Consider the following 16,291-nt stretch of genomic DNA (forward strand, 5'->3'; position numbering starts at 1 on the left):
AGGGTGGGCCGAAAACGTTCCGCCCCGTCGCCGTCGCGTCGGGACAGGTTGCGGAATCCCTTTGGGGAGTCCGGTCAGACTAGCGCGTAATGCAAGTCTTCGGATCGAGTGGGACGCGGGGCGTCGCCAACGAGGAGCTGACGCCTGCGTTCGTCCTTCGCGTCGCGAAAGCGGCGGGGACGACCTGGCGCGACGGTCACGGTGGGGACCGCGTCGCGATCGCCCGCGACACGCGCTACACGGGGCGGATGCTGGCCGACGCGGCCGCCAGCGGGCTGGCGAGTACCGGGACCGACGTCGACCGCCTCGGGATCGTCCCCACGCCGGGCGCACAGGCCTACGCCGAACGGGAAGGGGTGCCGGTGATGGTCATCACGGCCTCACACAACCCGCCCCAGTACAACGGCGTCAAACTCGTCGGGGCCGACGGCGTCGAACTCTCGATCGCCGCCCTCGAGTCGATCGAGGAACGGCTGCTCGCGGAATCGTTCACCGTCGCCCCCTGGGACGAAACGGGACGCGTCCGGGAGGTAGCGGGCGTCCGGCGGGCCTACGTCGACGACCTGCTCGCCGCTGCCGAGCGGGAGCGGATCGCCGACGCCGACCTCACCGTCGCGCTCGATCCGGGTCACGGGGCTGGCTCGCTGACCAGTCCCGAGTTCTTCCGCGAACTGGGCTGTCGCGTCGTGACAGTCAACGGCCAGCCCGACGGTCACTTCCCGGGCCGTGACCCCGAGCCCGTCCCCGACAACCTCACGGACCTCGGCAGGCTCGTCCGGGCCACCGACGCCGACGTCGGCATCGCCCACGACGGCGACGCCGATCGGGCCATCTTCTTCGACGAGACCGGCGAGTACGTCGAGGGCGATGCCACCCTCGCCGCCCTCGCCGCGGCCGAACTCGAGGCCGGCGACACCACCGTCTCGGCGGTCAACGTCTCCCAGCGGCTCGTCGACGTCGTCGGCGAGGTCGGGGCCGAACTCGAGCTCACGCCGATCGGTTCGACGAACATCATCACCCGCATCGAGGAACTCGAGGCCAACGGCCGGCGGGTCCCGATCGCGGGCGAGGGCAACGGAGGGATCTTCTTCCCCAACCACCGGCTCTCGCGCGATGGGGCCTACACGGCCGCGCGATTCCTCGAGTTGGTCGCCCAGCGGCCGGTCAGCGAGATCGTCGCCCCCTACGACGGCTACGTCAACGTCCGGCGCAACCTCGAGTACGAGTCGACGGCGGAACGCGACGCGATGCTCGATGCGGCCGCCAACCAGGCCCAGGCCGCCGACGCGGACCTCAACACGCGCGACGGCTACCGGCTGGATTACGGCGACGCCTGGGTGCTGGCCCGCCCCTCCGGGACCGAACCGCTCGTCCGGATCTACGCCGAAGCCCGCGACGCCGACCGCGCCGAGCGGCTCGTCGACGACATGTACGACGCGCTAGCGGCTGCGAAGGCCGACGCCTGAGACGATCCTCTGTCTCGAGCGACCGGCGACCCCACGACCCGTCCCTGGGGCCGCCGACACTGACTGACAGCGGTCCGTCTGAGGGTGGTTTCTGCGACCCGCTCGATCGCCCATCAGTTACGACCACCCCATTGCGGGGAACGGCTGAATAGCAGTCGACACCCGAAAACTCACACTCACGATAACGGCAGGAGTATTCAAGATACGACCGTTTCGGAGGCGACGCCAGGTGACCCGTACGGATCGATCGGGCGGACTCAGCCCTCTTCAGTCGGCTGGTGGAGCCCAAACACGTACTCCAAACCGAACATGACGAGAGCCATCGTGAGCGCCTGAACGAGAAGGAATTTCCCACCCAACAGCAGGCCGACTACGAGAACGCCGACACCTACCGACACCCCTAAGCAGATCGCATACTCCCCCTGAGAGCGGTCCAGCAGCCACTCATCAGTGCGGTTGTAGAGACGTTTCGCAGCACTCATATCCGAACTAGATTGTTCCTCCCGATAAAGTTATTCCGAGAACAGGTCGAGGGACGAAGTGCCGTTCTTCTTTACAGGTAGACTGGTCGAACTGCCGCGGTCAGTGTCTCTCTCTGCCCTCCTCTGATGGGCATCGTACCCTGATCGGACGACAGGTCGCGATCAGCGTGGCGATCGTGTCAGTAGCGACTCTCCGTGACCATCACACGCTGTCACGGCACGATCGTCACCGGAACCTCGGCGCGCCGCGTGACCGCCTCCGCGACGCTGCCCAGCAGCATCCGCGAGACGCCCGCTTTCCCCTCGCTGCCCATCACGATCGCGTCGATGTCCGCCTCGTCGACGTACTCGAGGATCGCGTCCGCCGCTCCGCCGCCCTCGACGACGGTGGTCTCGACCGATCGCTCGTACTCGGCGGCGGTTTCCCGGACCGCGGCGAAGAACGCGGGCTCGTCGTTTTCCGACACCACACCGGCGTAGTCCGCCTCGAGGTCGTCGATCGCGTGGACGACCGTCACTCGATCGGCGGGCACCCACTCGATGGCGTGCTCGAGGGCCGCCCGGGCCGGCTCGGAGTCGTCGACCGGGACGAGGACGTGTCTGGCCATGGTCGATCCTTCGAGCGGCGGCGGCTAAAGTGCGGGGCCGTCGTCGCGGACGATGGGTTTCGCCGTCGTCGCGCCGCTCAGACCGGGTCGTCGACCTCGAGTGCGTCCTCGAGTCGCTCCCGTTCGGTTCGCAGGCGTTCGAGCTCGTCCGCGATGCGACCGTCGGACAGCCGCTCGCGCTCGGCGGGGGTGAGCTGGACGACGGCCTGAGCTGCGGTCTGCAGGCGGTCGTAGTCGGGGTCGGTCGCGAGGAGGCCGACCTCGCGCAACGTTGCGACGGTCTCCTCGCCGGCCACCCGCGCGACGAAGGGGCGATACTCCCGCACCCGGCGGCGCAACGCGCCCGCCGGTTCCGGCGGCCAGTCGATCGTCAGCGGCTCGGCGTCGATACCGTCGAGATACGTCTGCTGGGTCGCGACCGACCGCTTGAGTTCGTCCGCGCTCTCGACGTAGTGGGAGAGCTTCGACCGGGAATAGTCGGCGTACTCGAGCAACTCGGGGATCGTGTACTCGCCGGCCGGGTTCTCGCGGACGTAGTCCAATAGCTCGTCGGGCGGCTGCTCGTAGGTCACGAACGGATACCACGTACTTCGCTCGAGAAGGTCGAACACCTCGCGTGCGCTGGCCGAGAGCCGGTAGTCCTCGAACGCCTCGCGGACGGCCTCGTTGTAGCGCTCGATGGGGTCCCGGAGCCGGTCGACCGGCGCGTCCAGATCGGCAGTCGAGAGCTCGAGCAGCCGCTCGTGGTCGTCGATCTCGTCGTCGATGGCCCGCAGGCGCTTGTTCGCGTTCTTGCGGGCCTCGACCAGCGCTTCGCGAGCGGCCTCCCGTTCTTCGAGCAGGTCGGCGTACGCGGCGGCCGGCTCGAGGGCGTCGGTGGCCCGTTCGAAGTCCGATTCGCTGAGCCGGCGTTTGTCGATCGCCTCGAGGGCGTCCTCGAAGGCCTCCCGTTCCGGGAGGTCGTCCGACAGGCTCGAGACCAGCCCGTCGAATTTCCCCTCGAGTTGGATGTACGCCTGGAAGTTCTCCTTGCCGGTCCCGGTCGCGCGGTCGACGTAGTCGTCTAACAGCGTCGTCGCGTTTCGATAGGCGGTCGCGACCTCGTCGACGGTTTCCTCGCCGTGGTCTTCGATCCGGCCGTTGCTCTCCGCGAGACGGGTTCGGGCGGCCTCGAGTTCCTCGAGCGGTGTCGATTCGTCGCTCCCGGCGGCAGTGTTCGAGCGGTCGTCGGAGGGATGGACGCGCTCGCTCATCTTACTCGTAGACTGTCTCCGGATCGAACACCCGTTCGCCGACCTGCTCGCCGTCGATCGTCCGGTAGAAACACGACCGGTGGCCGGTGTGGCACGCGCCGCCCTCCTGGTCGACCAGGTAGAGGAGGGTGTCGGCGTCGCAGTCGACTCGTACCTCCGTGACCTCCTGGACGTGGCCGCTCGTCGCGCCCTTCTCCCAGAGTTCCTCGCGACTGCGGGAGTAGTAGTGTGCGCGGCCGGTCTCGCGGGTCCGCTCGAGGGCGTCCGGCGAGACGTACGCGACCATCAGTACCTCGCCGGTGTCGGCGTCCTGTGCCACGGCGGGGACGAGTCCGTCCTCGCCGAAATCGACCGAAACGTCGTCGTCCATACTCGAGACGTTGTTCGTCTGAGCGATAGGTCTTTTGCTGATCGGCACACCGACGGTGAACGCTCGCCATCCGGTCAGGACGTGGGTACCGTCAACGTTTATTGTGCGCCGTGTGGGCAGGTGTCCGTGATGTCCGACTACACCAAAGTGAACTACCACGACGCCGACGATCGGAACGGGATGTACTTCCTCCGTGACGAACTGGATTGCGAGAACATGGGCGTGACCGTCGTCGAGTGCGACCCCGGCTGGGAGGGCAAGGAACACGCCCACGAGGAGGAAGGCCACGAAGAGGTCTACCTGCTGATGGAGGGCGAAGCGACGGTCACGGTCGAAGACGAGTCGATCGAGATGAACCCGGGCGACGCGATCCGGATCGCACCGGACACGACCCACCGGATCCACAACGGCGACACCGAGAGTCGGTTCGTGCTGATGGGCGCACCGTGATCGCCGGCGTCGACCGTCGTGAGCGGCTGTCTCCTCAGGGTCGTTCGTACTCGACGCCGTCGGCTGTCACGACGGCGACCGTCACACTGCGAGCCAGCCGTCCGCCAGTTTTGACGTGGTGCTCGGGCAGCAAGGGCAGCGATACTGGTCGGTAGGCGTTGCCCTTCATGGCGGCGATGCCGGCGTAGCGACCGACTTCGCGGTCCCGATCGAAGACGTGGATGCGCTTGTCCGCACCGCGGCCGTACCGGTAGGGGAACGCGTCCGGGTCGGGACCGGGACAGGTCAGCGCGTCGGCTGCGAGGGCGGCCTGAACCGTGCCGTCGGCCTTGAGCACGAGTCGTGGCTCGTCGGTCCCCGTCCGATCGCGCCCGTCCTCGATCGACGGCTCCGCACGCCCCGCCTCGAGCGCGGTCGCCGTGGTCACCGACTCCTCCCGCCACTGCGGGTTCGCGTCGGTTCGCACGCAGGCGTACCGCCCGTCGGTCAGCGCGATCCGGTCCGGAATCGAGTACAACCGGCGGCGTCCATCCCTCCGACCGCGGAGCAAGAACGGCTCGCCGAGGACGGCCCGGGCGTCCTCGACCCCCCACTCGTCGACGACGAGAACCGGCGCGTGACCGGCGTGGGCGGCGTCCGCCAGGCCGCTGACGAGCGACAGCGGCGTGACCTCCCGAACGCGCTCGACCGACAGCGGTGCGTCCGGACCGTCCGCAGGGTGGTCGCCACCGGTCGCCACGACCGGCGCTTCGACGTCGACCGGATCAGGGCAGCGGTAGCCGCGGTCACGGAGGTCAGCGAGGACGGCCGCGAGCCGCGAGATCTCGGGGGAGTTCATCGCCCCCGCTACGACGCCGACGGACAAGAGCGTACGGCCAACGCGGTCGACTGGCCCGACCCACTGTCGTCCCCGTTTGGCACCAGCGACATGCCCTCTGGGGACCTCTCCCGCCCATGGACCGACGAGAACTCCGACGAGCGTGGGACGCCGTCGCCGACGACTACGCCAGGAACCGCCGGGCCGACGGGGAAGACGCCGCCCTGATCGACGACCTGCTCGCGGCGCTTCCCGCGGACGCGACCGTTCTCGACGTCGGCTGTGGCGACGGGATGCGCACGCTCGCGAACCTCACCGGGGTCGACCGGATCGGTCTCGACCTCTCGGGCCGCCAGCTCGAGCTGTCGGCGGCCAACGTCCCCGACGCTCACCTCGTCCAGGGCGAGATGACGTCCCTCCCGATCGCGGCGAACTCGGTCGACGGGATCACGGCGTACCACGCCGTCTTCCACGTTCCCCGAGCGGACCATCCGGCCGTCTACGCGGAGTTCGCGCGTGTCCTCCGACCGGGCGGTCGGCTCCTCACGACGGTCGGCTCGAGTAGTTACGAGACGGTCCGGCGCGACTGGCTCGGGAGCGGCCGATCGATGTTCTTCAGCACGCATGGCCGGCAGCGGACCCGTAGCGCGCTCGAAACGGCCGGTTTCGAGATCGTCTGGGAGCGCCGCGTCGACGATCCGCTCGGGAGTTCGGTCCCGTTCGTGATGGCCGAGTACCGGGGGTAGTTCGAACGCGGGCTGACAGTATCAACCAGGATTCTGGGTCGGGGGTTTAGCTCCGCTGTCGAGGCCGCGGATACGAAACTGCACGGAACGAACGGAAAACGGCGAACGCCGACGCGGTCGTTCGACCGCTCAGGCCTGCCCGTTCAGCGTGATGTCGCTGATGCCGATGATTCGCTCGTCGGCCTCGAGCTCCTCCTTGGCTTCGGCGGGGACCTCGCTGTCGACGTTGTAGACGGTCAGCGCCTCGCCGCCGATCGTTTCGCGGGCGTTGAACATGCCGGCGATGTTGACGTCGTGTTTGCCCATGACGCTCCCGATGAGACCGATGACGCCGGGTTCGTCCGTGTTCCGCGCGATGACCATCCGGCCGTGGGGGATCGCGTCGACGCGGTAGCCGTCGATACGGACGATGCGTGGATCGTCACCGGCGAAGAGGGTGCCGTCGACGGAGACCTCGTCGTCGCCGTTGCTGACGGTCACGGAGACCAGGCTCTGGAAGTCCTCGGCCTGTCGCGTCTTGGACTCGGTGACGTCGACGCCGCGATCCTCGGCGATCTGTGGGGCGTTGACCGCGTTGACCTGCCACTCGAGTGGTTCGAAGACGCCTTTGAGCGCGCTCGCGGTGACGAACTCCACGTCCTCGTCGGCGATGTCGCCTTCGTAGACGACTTCGATGTCTTCGATGCGGCCCTCGAGGAGCTGGGCGGCGACCTTGCCGGCGGTCTCCGCGAGGTCGATGTAGGGTTCGACGCGTGGGAACGCGCTCTCGTCGATCGACGGCGCGTTCAGGGCGTTCGCGACCGGTTCGCCCACCAGTGCGGCGTTGACCTGTTTGGCCGTCGAGGTGGCGACGTTCTCCTGTGCGGCCTCCGTCGAGGCACCGAGGTGGGGCGTGACGATGATGTCGTCGTGCTCGAGGAGCGGCGAGTCAGCGGGCAGCGGTTCCTCGGCGAAGACGTCGATCGCCGCGCCGGCGAGCGTTCCGTCCTCGACCTTGGCGGCCAGTGCGTCCTCGTCGACGACGCCGCCACGGGCGCAGTTGACCAGGTAGCCGTCGCCCAGCAACGCCAGTTCGTCCTCGCTGATCAGCCCCTCGGTCTCCGGGGTGAGGGGGGTATGGACGGTGAGGAAGTCCGCACGCTCGAGACACGGCTCGAACTCGACGAGTTCGGCACCGATGCGGTCGGCGCGCTCCTCGCTGATGTAGGGATCGTAGGCGACGATGTCCATGCCAAGGGAGTCGAGTTTCTTGGCGACCTCCTGGCCGACGCGGCCGAGCCCGACGACGCCCAGGGTCTTGCCGTTGAGTTCGGTCCCGAGATAGTCGCTTTTCGCCCACTCGCCGTTTTTCAGGCGGATGTGGGCCTGCGGGATCGATCGAGCGGTCGCGAACGTCATCGCGACGGTGTGTTCGGCGGCCGCCCGAACGTTCCCTTCGGGAGCATTGGCGACGATGACACCGTGATCTTTCGCGGCGTCGATGTCGATGTTGTCGACGCCGATCCCGGCTCGACCGACGATAGCCAGTTCGTCCGCGGCGTCGAGAACCTCCTCGGTGACTTCGGTCCCGGAGCGAACGATCAGCCCGTTGGCGTCGGAGACCGCCTCGAGGAGTGCATCGCCCTCGAGTTCGTAACCCGTCTCGACTTCGTGGCCGGCGTCTCTGAGTACGTCCAGACCCGCATCCGCGATCGGATCCGTGACGAGAACCTTCATGCGCGAGACAACCGTGCGGAGCACGTAAACCCTTCCGTTGTGCTCGGGGCCGGCAAAAAATACCGGTGTTCCGCCCGTGCAGACGACGGTCCCGGCTGGCCGAGACGCGCTATCCCCACGGCGGTTTGTCTCCTGACCGTTCTGTCCGTACGGATCTCGCCCGAACGATGCCGATTTCGACTCCATGGCTCCCGCGCACCGGGAACATTGAACAGTATTATCCGTCAACACGACGTCTCTCGAACCATGTACGATCGAATCCTACTGCCGACCGATGCGGAAGACGGGACGGAACTCGCGGTCGAGCACGCCATCGCCGTCGCCGAACAAACCGACGCGGAACTCCACTTGCTGTACGTCGTCGACAGCGACGTGTACAGTACCTACAGTGGCGACGAGTACGTCCACGAGTTCGAAAGCCTCGAGGCGGCCCTCGAGCAGGTGGGCGAGGACGCGCTCGAATCGGCTTCCGAAGCGGCCCACGAGGCGGGCCTCGAGTCGACGACGGTCGTCCGGCATGGCTCCCCCCACGAGGAGATCCTCGACTACGCCGACGAGGCGGACGTCGACCTGCTCGTCATGGGATCGAAGGAGCGGTCCGGCGAGTATCGCCAGCTACTCGGCAGCGTCACGGATCGCGTCGCACGCCTCTCCTCGCGACCGATAACGATCGTCAAAACGCCGGTCGAATCGAACTGATCCATCGGGACAGCGACTTATCGGTCGACGGCCAGTAGCCGTGGGAGGCCGGCCACGGCGGCCCCGACGGCGACGAAGACGAGCGCAGTGGTCCCGATCGAGAGCACCGCGCCGAGATCGGTCGCGGCGGCAATCGTCGCTGCCTCGTCGGTGCCATTGGCCGTCCGTTCGGGCGTCCACCGAGCGATCATCGAGAGGCCGGTCATCAGGACGACGTAGCTGCCGACCAGCGAGCCGAGTGCGAGACCGGCAACCCGGCGCGTCCGGAGGTGAACGTATCGGACGAGGAGGAAGCCAGCGACTGCCAAGATGACGGGCGGAACCAGCGCGGTCACGTGTGAGGTGAGGCCCGCGCTGGCCGCGTACCTGACCGCCGCCTCGATCGGTTCGCCACCCTCTTCGATCGTCACGCCGTGACTCGCTAGGCTGGTCAGCCCCGCGATCACGACGCGACTCGGGTCGGTCTCCCCGCCCGAGTACGCGCCCATCGCGTACATCGACCCGACGATCTGGTAGATCACGGCGAAGCAGACCGCGAACGCGCTCACACCGGCGACTGTCCCGGCTTTCCAGCCGGCGACGATTGCGACCCGCCGATCGCTCTCTGCCGGCTCGTCCCGATTGCCCTCGTCGTCACCGTCGGAATCGGTCCCGGTCGTCGATTCCGCCGCCTCGAGATCGGGTCCCTTGTCGTACTCGAATCGTCGATCTGACGACATGTACTCGGCAACGAAGGCGGGTCGATAATACGTTACGATCGCTCGAAGCGTGGAAGCAGCGCCGCGGTCGCCACGAGAGGAAACCTGAACTGGTTTATCCGGGGACCGACAACCGGGGCACAATGACAGTCGTCGCTTTCGACTTCGATGGGACGCTTTCTGACTCGGAAATGACCGTACTGCTCGGTGATCGGCGGAGCGTCGCCGATGACATGGCGGAGATCACCGACCGCGCGATGAACGACGAGATCGGCTACGCCGAGAGCCTGCGCAAACGCGCGGCCCTGCTCGAGGGGCTTCCCCAGGCGGAGGCCGAGGCCGCCTTCGACGAGGTCGTCCTGCGCGAGGGTGCCGCCGACCTCATCGCCGAACTCAACGATGCCGGCGTCACGACCGCCATCCTCACCGGCGGGTTCGAACGCGGCGTCGCGGCGGCCCTCGAGCGCGAGGACGTCTCCGTCGATCACATCGTCTCGAATCGACTCCCGATGAACGGGGGCGAGCTGACGGGCGCAGTCGAAGGGCCCCTGATCGAAGGCACCAAAGACGACGCGCTCGAGGACCTCGCCGCCGACGTCGGCGTCGACCTCGCGGACACCGTGGCAGTCGGCGACGGTGCCAACGACCTGCCGATGCTCGAGGTCGCCGGCCTGGCGATCGGCTTCGAACCGAAACCGGCCGTCGAACCCCACTGTGACGTCGTCGTCACGTCGATGGCCGAGGCTCGCGAGACGCTGGTCGACGACGGCGTGCTCGCCGACCGTTGAGGCGGGTTCGGGTCGGTCCGGTTTGGCCCCGTAATCGCTGGTTGTGCTCATAGGACCCCGTCCTGTGGCTCGCGGTCTCCCGACCACTGCTCTGACCGTATCGTCCGTTTTCGGCAACTGTCAGGCCCAATGACCGATTTCGAGACCAACGACGTTATTAACTCGTGACCGAGTAAGTTGTTTTGATGATGTGGCAAGACTTCGTATTCATGGTTGGAAGCGGCCTCTCGATCGTCTTTCTCGCGCCGACGTTGCGCGACTCGAGTGCGCGGGTTCCGCTCGGCACGAGCCTGCCGTCGATGGGGATCGGGTTCGTGTACGGACTGACCTTCGTTACGCTGGGGATGCGCTTCTCCGCGGCGGGTGCGGTCGCCGCAGGAACGATGTGGTCGCTGATCGCCCTGTTCCGCTCGCCACAGGGGATCTCGATCGCGCTGCTGGGCCGCCAAAACCTCGCGCTGTTCGTTTCCGACGTCCACTACTGGTTCGCGCGCCGGCGCTCGGACCGATCTCACGCCGAACAGTACGTCTCGCTCGATCGCGGCCACGACCAACAGTACTGATCCTCGAACGCTGCCTCGAGTCGGTTCGCTCGACGATCGCTCCGGGAGCCCGTTCGAACGCGCTCGTCTCGTCCCGCGCGAGAAAAACGGCGGGTTCGATCAGTCGATCGACTCAGTTCCGCATGTCCCGTCGCTACCGGACTTTCGCCATCACTGCCTCGAGGGCGTCACGAGGCTGGGTAAGTAGACCACCGACCGTTACGAGAAAGAGGAACAGCGTCGAGAGGCCGAACGCGCTGCTCGGGCTACCCGCGAACGCGGCACCGTGATTCGGGGCGTCACCGAGCGTCGCGGCTTCACCGTCGACTTCGAACTCCGTACCGAACACGCCGAGGTAACTCCAGCCCGCAGCTTTCCAGGAACTGACCAGTTCCGTGACGATCAGCGATGCGTCGTCACCGACTCCGATGGATGCGACTTCGGGACGAACCTGTGCCGTCGTAATCGCCGTCAGGAACAGGTGCGTGAGATACGTTGCGATCACCGTGATCGCCCCGAACACGGCTCCCTGTTTGATCGGCAGGTCGCTTTGTCCCTCCTTCGGTACCTGTTGTACCGATCGATTCCGTTCATCCTTCGTCGATTTCTCCCGTATTTGACTTGACCTTCTATAGATATGATCTGCACATAATATACTGTCGTATTATAAGTTACGACAATCTATAGCTGTATTATCGCAAATATCAACCGGGCGGGACCGGCCGAGGAGCGGTCGTGTAGAGGTGTCCGTCTTCGACGACCATAAGAGTCGACTCGCGTTCGATGCCACGTCGACCCGACAGCCTCACTCGGAAAACAGACTCGTGTGAACCGGCGCGAACTCCCCCGTGTCGTCGGTTTCGGGAGCCGTATCGGTGATCGCACGGCCGGCGAGCCCCGCCTCGAGCAGATCCGCGAGCGGCGGGCCGACCTTTTCGGGTTCGACGAGGAACGCGTCGTGGCCGTGGTCGGATTCGACGACGTGATGGGCGACGTCGACGCCGGCCTCGCGGCTGGCCTCGGCCAGGGCTTCGGCCTGCTCGACGGTGAAGTGCCAGTCGCCGGTAAAGGAGAGAACGAGGAGCTCCCCCTCGAAGGCTGCCAGGGCGTCGGCGTCGGATTCGTACCCCGCCGACAGGTCGAAGTCGTCCATCGCACGGGTCATGTAGAGATAGCTGTTCGCGTCGAATCGGTCCGTGAACTTGTCGGCCTGATAGTCCAGATATGACTCGACCTCCCGATAGGGGAAGAAGGCGGCCGCGGGATCCGGCGGCTCCTCGCGGACCGCCTCTCGACCCGCAGAGCGCCGACCGAACTTGCGCCCCATGGAGTCCTTCGAGAGATACATGATGTGGCCGATCTGGCGGGCTCGAGCCAGCCCTTCCTCGGGTTCCGGCCCGCCGTAGTAGTGGCCGTCGTTCCAGTTGGGGTCGCCCGTAATCGCTCGCTTGGCGACGGTATCGAGCGCGAGACACTGTGCGTCGAGTCGGGACGCGGTCGCGACCGCACCGGCGCGTTCGACGTCGTCGGGGAACCGGCGCAGCCAGTCGAGGACGTTCATCCCGCCGACGCTGCCGCCGACGACGGCGTGGAGTCGCCCGACGCCGAGTTCGTCCAGCAGCGCTCGCTGGGCGCGCGACCAGTCGCCGACCGTCACCGGGGGGAAATCGGTCCCGTAGGGCTCGCCCGTTTCGGGGTTCTCGCTCGCGGGCCCCGTCGTCCCGTAACACGACCCCGGCGCGTTCGCACAGACGACGTAGTACTCCGTCGTATCGATCGCCTTCCCTGGGCCGACGACGTCGCCCCACCAGGCGCGAGCCTGTCCCGCCGTGTCGCCGCCTGCATCCGGCCGGCGGGCGACGTGGGCGCTGCCGGTCAGCGCGTGACAGACCAACACCGCGTTGTCGCCGGTGAAGTCGCCGTACGTCTCGTATGCCATCTCGAGGTTCGGGATCGACTCCCCCGAGAGGAACTGGAACTCGCCGAGGTCGATCGTGTTCTTGGTCGTCACCGCGTCTCACCCGCCGATCGACAGGCCCGCGTCGCCGCGGCGATCGCTCCCTCGAGGTCGGCCAGAACGTCCTCGGGGTCCTCGATCCCGACGGACATCCGGATCAGGTCGGCCGTGACGCCGGCCTCATCGCGTTCTTCGGGCGAGAGTTGCCCGTGGGTCGTACTCGCGGGGTGGATCACGAGCGTCTTCGCGTCGCCGATGTTCGCGAGGAACTGGGCGAGTTCGACGTTCTCGCAGAAGGCCTTGCCCGCCTCGAACCCCTCTTCGAGTCCGAACGCGACCATCCCGCCGTAATCCTCGAGGTATCGCCGCGCGTTGTCGTGGGTCGGGTGGTCGGCGAGTCCCGGATACGTGACCCAGGCGACGTCTTCGTGGTCGTCGAGGTAGTCCGCCACGACCTGCGCGTTCTCGCAGTGTCGCTCGACGCGCAGGGGCATCGACTCGAGGCCCTGCAGCGTCTGCCAGGCGTCGAACGGCGACTGCTGGTTGCCCAGACTGCGCAGCGAGCGATAGCGGGCCGTCGCGGCGAAGGGGGCCTCGGGGAAGTCCCGCGAGAAGTCGACGTCGTGGTAGGCGTGGTTCTGGCCGGCGATCTCGTCGTAACCGTGCTCGCCCCAGGGGAAGGAGCCGCCGTCGACGAGGACGCCGCCGACGGTCGTGCCCGATCCGTGGAGCCACTTGGTCGTCGACTCCCAGACGACGTCGGCCCCGTGCTCGAGGGGGCGACAGAGCGCCGGCGTCGCGAAGGTGTTGTCCACGACCAGCGGCACGCCGTTCTCGTGGGCGATCTCGGCGACCCGCTCGAAGTCGGGCGTCACCAGCGAGGGGTTGCCGATCGTCTCGACGTGGACGAACGCGGTGTCCTCGTCGATGGCCGCCTCGTAGGCGTCGTACTCGAGGGTTGGGACGAATTTCGGCTCGATGTTCCGGCGCGTCGCCGTCTTCGAGAAGTAGGTGGTCGTCCCGCCGTAGGTGTCGGTCGAACAGACCACGTTGTCGCCCGCCTCGGCGAGGATCAGCACTGCGGAGTCCAGCGCGGCCATGCCGCTGCCCGTCGCGACCGCGCCCACACCGCCCTCGAGGTCGGCGAGGCGGTCCTCGAGGATCTCGACCGTCGGGTTGGCGATCCGGGAGTAGATGTAGCCGTCGTCCTCGAGGGCGTAGCGGTCGGCGGCGGTGTCGGCGTCCTCGAAGACGTAGGAGGTCGTCTGATAGATCGGCGGTGCCATCGCACCGGTTTCCGGATCGGGGGACTGGCCGGCGTGGACGCTCCGCGTGCCGAGTCCGCGCTCGCGGTCCCCGTCGTGCTCGTCGCTCGCGTCGTCGCTCATGTTTAGTATGCATACTTCTCCACGTTCATATGCGTCTCAGTAACGGCAAAAAACGTAGGCGAGAGAATGACACGCACGAATCGCTCGGGCGCTCCCGCGATCCCTCGAGCGGCGAGTTCGCCGGGGCGCTTCGTTTGCAGGCTCAACTCCTATCGGGAGCGGAGTGGGTCCTCGACACGTGCAGACAGTTTTCCACCTCATCGCCGACGACCCGACGCAACGAGAGACCGCGCTCACGATCGCCGAAAACCTCACCATGGACGACTCCGTCGAGATCGACGATATCGCGATCGTCGCCCAGGCCGAGGGGATCGAGCCGTTGACGGCCGGCGGTGACGGCAGCGACACGGTCGAATCCCTGCTCGAGACCGGCATCTCGGTCAAAGCCTGTGGCAACACGCTCGAGTTGAAAGACCTCGCGGAATCCGACCTCGTCGAGGGCGTCGAAACCGTTCCCTCCGGTGGCGGCGAACTCACTCGGCTCCAGAGCGAGGGGTACGCCTACATCCGGCCGTAGCAGTCCCGAAGCGGATCCGGGTTTCGAACGCGGCCGTTACCCCGTTCGGTACACCTGGCGGGATCGAACGGCCGGTCCTCCCCGTCGACGGTCGTCCCGACAGGTGCAAGCACTCTCGTTTTCTCCGAATGGGGGCTACCGCGGCGTGACGAACTTATGAGTGACACACCAACCGACACCGGCCGTGAGACCCGGACCGACTACAACTCGCTCAACACGGATGCGATGCAGTGGGTGAGCGCCCTCGTCGCGCTGATCGGGCTCTCTCTCGTCGCCTTGCCGTTCCTCTTCCAGTCCACGGACGCGGCGGTCTGGAACGATACCCTGACCGGAACGGCGATCTTCCTGCTCGCCGGCTACAACTTCTATCGGCTGTCGCGGGATCGATTAGCGAGCGTCGGCGTCGCGTCGCTCGCCGTCGTGCTCGGCCTGTGGGCGCTCGTTTCGCCTTCCGTCATCGAGATGGGGAGCACCCAACTCGCGACCGGGACCGCGATCTCCGGCTTGCTCGTGGCCCTCCTCTCGGCCTACAACGCCTACGCGAACAACAAAGCCGACACGCCCGAACGAACCCGCGCTCGAGCCTGACTTCTCCTGCTCGTCGCCTGCGAGGCGGCCTGGGGCTCGATGCTTCCGACTTCGCACTCGGTGATCGCTCCTCCCGTACTCGGCGACCTCCCGTCCCGTTCAGGTGTGACAGCCGACGGTTTTCCGCTGAACGGTGCCGGGATCAGTGTGGGAACTCTGTTCGCTCCGACGGCGGACATCGGCACAGACAGGACGTCTACGTATCACCTCCGACCGACAACTGGCATGTGGTGGCGCGCGCCGTGCCGCGGTGAGCTACTGTGAACCGCGGCTCGAAGCCGTGCGAGGGACGAACGAGCACAGCGAGTGAGTCGGTTGGGGAGGGAGTGGCCACTCCCCGTTGCCACGATAACAGGACCTCTCTAACAGGACGCCACCTTCTGGTGGTCTTTCGCTTCGAACGGGTCGTTCCATGCACGTGACTATCGATCACGTGGTTCGCGGGCGATTTCGCCGACGACTACCGTGTGTCGGTAGCCGCGACCGGACTCGAGGCCCGGTTCCGAGCCGACCGGCCGGTCGATCGTATCGACGGCGTGGTGGTGTCGACGGCGTGGTGGTGTCATCGACTCGCGACGGCGACCGGTCGACTGCTCGTCGGGGCTCGAGCGCCGAGCCCCGGGTTACTCGCCGGTCCCGTCGTCGCGCTCGTGATGGACGCTGGTGTCGCTCTCGTGGTGAATGCCGCTATCGCGCTCGCGGTGGATCAGCCCAGGTGCGACCGAACAGCCACAGGGCCTGACGACGCCGGTATGGGGCCCGGTCGACGTCAGCCCGGTGATGGGCTGGCCGCAACTGGGACACGAGAGCAGCGCCGAGTCGTCCACTCGTCGGTCATCGCCAGCCGTCGTCTCCTCGCTACACATCGCGATCGCACCTCCCGATCGAGCGCGGCGTCGAGACTGGTCGCGTCTGGCGATTCTGTCGTCGTGCGGGACGTTTATATCCCGGTAGAATCAACGTAATCATGCTTCGAAACCCTCGTGGGTTTGGAAGCGAGTCTCGGGTGCCACTACACCCGGGGCATTTCGATACAGCCCCCTCGTCGCTGGAGACCGGCTTCCGATTTCCTGTTTGACTCGTTGTGACTTATATCTACTGCCAATCGGACGTAACGAGGTCGGACCAGGTGCGCCCTCGAGACGACCGGCGAGCTATGAAACTCGAACCCGGGGACCGACCGTCGGCGCTCGAGGGAACTCGACG

The 16,291-nt window shown here is 66.6% G+C and carries 19 protein-coding genes; 8 read left to right on the forward strand and 11 right to left on the reverse strand.

Annotated features, from left to right (window positions below; all coding sequences use genetic code 11):
- The first annotated feature begins 89 nt into the window (after positions 1–89).
- Positions 90–1,466, forward strand: coding sequence for a phosphoglucosamine mutase (glmM, locus tag J0X27_RS09565; protein WP_207268920.1), 1,377 nt, complete (start codon positions 90–92; stop codon positions 1,464–1,466).
- A 257-nt stretch (positions 1,467–1,723) separates the two neighbouring features.
- Here the strand turns inward: glmM and J0X27_RS09570 are convergent, their stop codons facing one another.
- The 4 genes from J0X27_RS09570 to hisI form a co-directional block, all read right to left on the reverse strand.
- Positions 1,724–1,948 (reverse strand): hypothetical protein, encoded by a 225-nt coding sequence (locus J0X27_RS09570; protein WP_207268921.1) that lies wholly within the window; start codon positions 1,946–1,948, stop codon positions 1,724–1,726.
- 212 nt (positions 1,949–2,160) lie between these two features.
- Positions 2,161–2,556 carry a universal stress protein gene (locus J0X27_RS09575; protein WP_207268922.1) on the reverse strand — a complete coding sequence of 132 codons (396 nt, stop codon included), beginning with the start codon at positions 2,554–2,556 and terminating at the stop codon, positions 2,161–2,163.
- Between the two features lie 77 nt (positions 2,557–2,633).
- Complete coding sequence (locus J0X27_RS09580; protein WP_207268923.1) at positions 2,634–3,809, reverse strand: DUF7118 family protein; 1,176 nt, start codon at positions 3,807–3,809, stop codon at positions 2,634–2,636.
- Between the two features lies 1 nt (position 3,810).
- A complete protein-coding gene (gene hisI, locus J0X27_RS09585) occupies positions 3,811–4,179 on the reverse strand; it encodes a phosphoribosyl-AMP cyclohydrolase (protein WP_207268924.1) in 369 nt (122 codons plus the stop codon).
- Positions 4,180–4,308: 129 nt separating this feature from the next.
- On the opposite strand from hisI, the gene J0X27_RS09590 reads away from it, so the two are divergent.
- Positions 4,309–4,629, forward strand: coding sequence for a cupin domain-containing protein (locus J0X27_RS09590; protein WP_207268925.1), 321 nt, complete (start codon positions 4,309–4,311; stop codon positions 4,627–4,629).
- Positions 4,630–4,663: 34 nt separating this feature from the next.
- On the opposite strand, the gene J0X27_RS09595 is transcribed toward J0X27_RS09590, so the two are convergent.
- Positions 4,664–5,467, reverse strand: coding sequence for a hypothetical protein (locus J0X27_RS09595; RefSeq protein ID WP_207268926.1), 804 nt, complete (start codon positions 5,465–5,467; stop codon positions 4,664–4,666).
- Between the two features lie 116 nt (positions 5,468–5,583).
- Here J0X27_RS09595 and J0X27_RS09600 point away from each other — a divergent pair, with 116 nt between their 5' ends.
- Positions 5,584–6,192, forward strand: coding sequence for a class I SAM-dependent methyltransferase (locus J0X27_RS09600; protein WP_207268927.1), 609 nt, complete (start codon positions 5,584–5,586; stop codon positions 6,190–6,192).
- 129 nt (positions 6,193–6,321) lie between these two features.
- On the opposite strand, the gene serA is transcribed toward J0X27_RS09600, so the two are convergent.
- Positions 6,322–7,908 (reverse strand): phosphoglycerate dehydrogenase, encoded by a 1,587-nt coding sequence (serA, locus tag J0X27_RS09605; protein WP_207268928.1) that lies wholly within the window; start codon positions 7,906–7,908, stop codon positions 6,322–6,324.
- A gap of 246 nt (positions 7,909–8,154) precedes the next feature.
- Here serA and J0X27_RS09610 point away from each other — a divergent pair, with 246 nt between their 5' ends.
- Positions 8,155–8,607, forward strand: a complete 453-nt coding sequence (locus J0X27_RS09610; RefSeq protein ID WP_207268929.1) for a universal stress protein — start codon at positions 8,155–8,157, stop codon at positions 8,605–8,607.
- Between the two features lie 17 nt (positions 8,608–8,624).
- On the opposite strand, the gene J0X27_RS09615 is transcribed toward J0X27_RS09610, so the two are convergent.
- Positions 8,625–9,326 (reverse strand): DUF7978 family protein, encoded by a 702-nt coding sequence (locus tag J0X27_RS09615; RefSeq protein WP_207268930.1) that lies wholly within the window; start codon positions 9,324–9,326, stop codon positions 8,625–8,627.
- A 122-nt stretch (positions 9,327–9,448) separates the two neighbouring features.
- On the opposite strand from J0X27_RS09615, the gene serB reads away from it, so the two are divergent.
- Both serB and J0X27_RS09625 read left to right on the forward strand, forming a co-directional pair.
- Positions 9,449–10,093 (forward strand): phosphoserine phosphatase SerB, encoded by a 645-nt coding sequence (gene serB / locus J0X27_RS09620; protein ID WP_207268931.1) that lies wholly within the window; start codon positions 9,449–9,451, stop codon positions 10,091–10,093.
- Positions 10,094–10,278: 185 nt separating this feature from the next.
- A complete protein-coding gene (locus J0X27_RS09625; protein WP_207268932.1) occupies positions 10,279–10,656 on the forward strand; it encodes a hypothetical protein in 378 nt (125 codons plus the stop codon).
- A gap of 133 nt (positions 10,657–10,789) precedes the next feature.
- Here the strand turns inward: J0X27_RS09625 and J0X27_RS09630 are convergent, their stop codons facing one another.
- The 3 genes from J0X27_RS09630 to J0X27_RS09640 all read right to left on the reverse strand — a co-directional run bounded on the left by J0X27_RS09630 (position 10,790) and on the right by J0X27_RS09640 (position 13,980).
- Positions 10,790–11,290, reverse strand: a complete 501-nt coding sequence (locus J0X27_RS09630; RefSeq protein ID WP_484549481.1) for a DUF7978 family protein — start codon at positions 11,288–11,290, stop codon at positions 10,790–10,792.
- Between the two features lie 150 nt (positions 11,291–11,440).
- Positions 11,441–12,646 (reverse strand): homoserine O-acetyltransferase MetX, encoded by a 1,206-nt coding sequence (metX, locus tag J0X27_RS09635; protein ID WP_207268934.1) that lies wholly within the window; start codon positions 12,644–12,646, stop codon positions 11,441–11,443.
- Complete coding sequence (locus tag J0X27_RS09640; RefSeq protein ID WP_207268935.1) at positions 12,643–13,980, reverse strand: O-acetylhomoserine aminocarboxypropyltransferase/cysteine synthase family protein; 1,338 nt, start codon at positions 13,978–13,980, stop codon at positions 12,643–12,645. Before J0X27_RS09640 ends, metX begins: the two co-directional genes overlap by 4 nt.
- A 178-nt stretch (positions 13,981–14,158) precedes the next feature.
- Between J0X27_RS09640 and J0X27_RS09645 the strand changes: the two genes are divergently transcribed.
- Both J0X27_RS09645 and J0X27_RS09650 read left to right on the forward strand, forming a co-directional pair.
- Entirely contained in the window at positions 14,159–14,497 is a 339-nt protein-coding gene (locus J0X27_RS09645) for a DsrE family protein (protein ID WP_097380810.1), read from the forward strand.
- Positions 14,498–14,653: 156 nt separating this feature from the next.
- Positions 14,654–15,085: an SPW repeat domain-containing protein gene (locus J0X27_RS09650; protein WP_207268936.1), complete on the forward strand. Its 432-nt coding sequence runs from the start codon at positions 14,654–14,656 to the stop codon at positions 15,083–15,085.
- A 623-nt stretch (positions 15,086–15,708) separates the two neighbouring features.
- Here the strand turns inward: J0X27_RS09650 and J0X27_RS09655 are convergent.
- The gene (locus tag J0X27_RS09655; protein WP_207268937.1) at positions 15,709–15,951 is read right to left on the reverse strand and encodes a hypothetical protein; all 243 of its coding nucleotides are present in this window, start codon (positions 15,949–15,951) and stop codon (positions 15,709–15,711) included.
- Between the last annotated feature and the right edge of the window lie 340 nt (positions 15,952–16,291).

It is taken from the genome of Natrinema longum, from assembly GCF_017352095.1.
GTDB lineage: Archaea > Halobacteriota > Halobacteria > Halobacteriales > Natrialbaceae > Natrinema > Natrinema longum.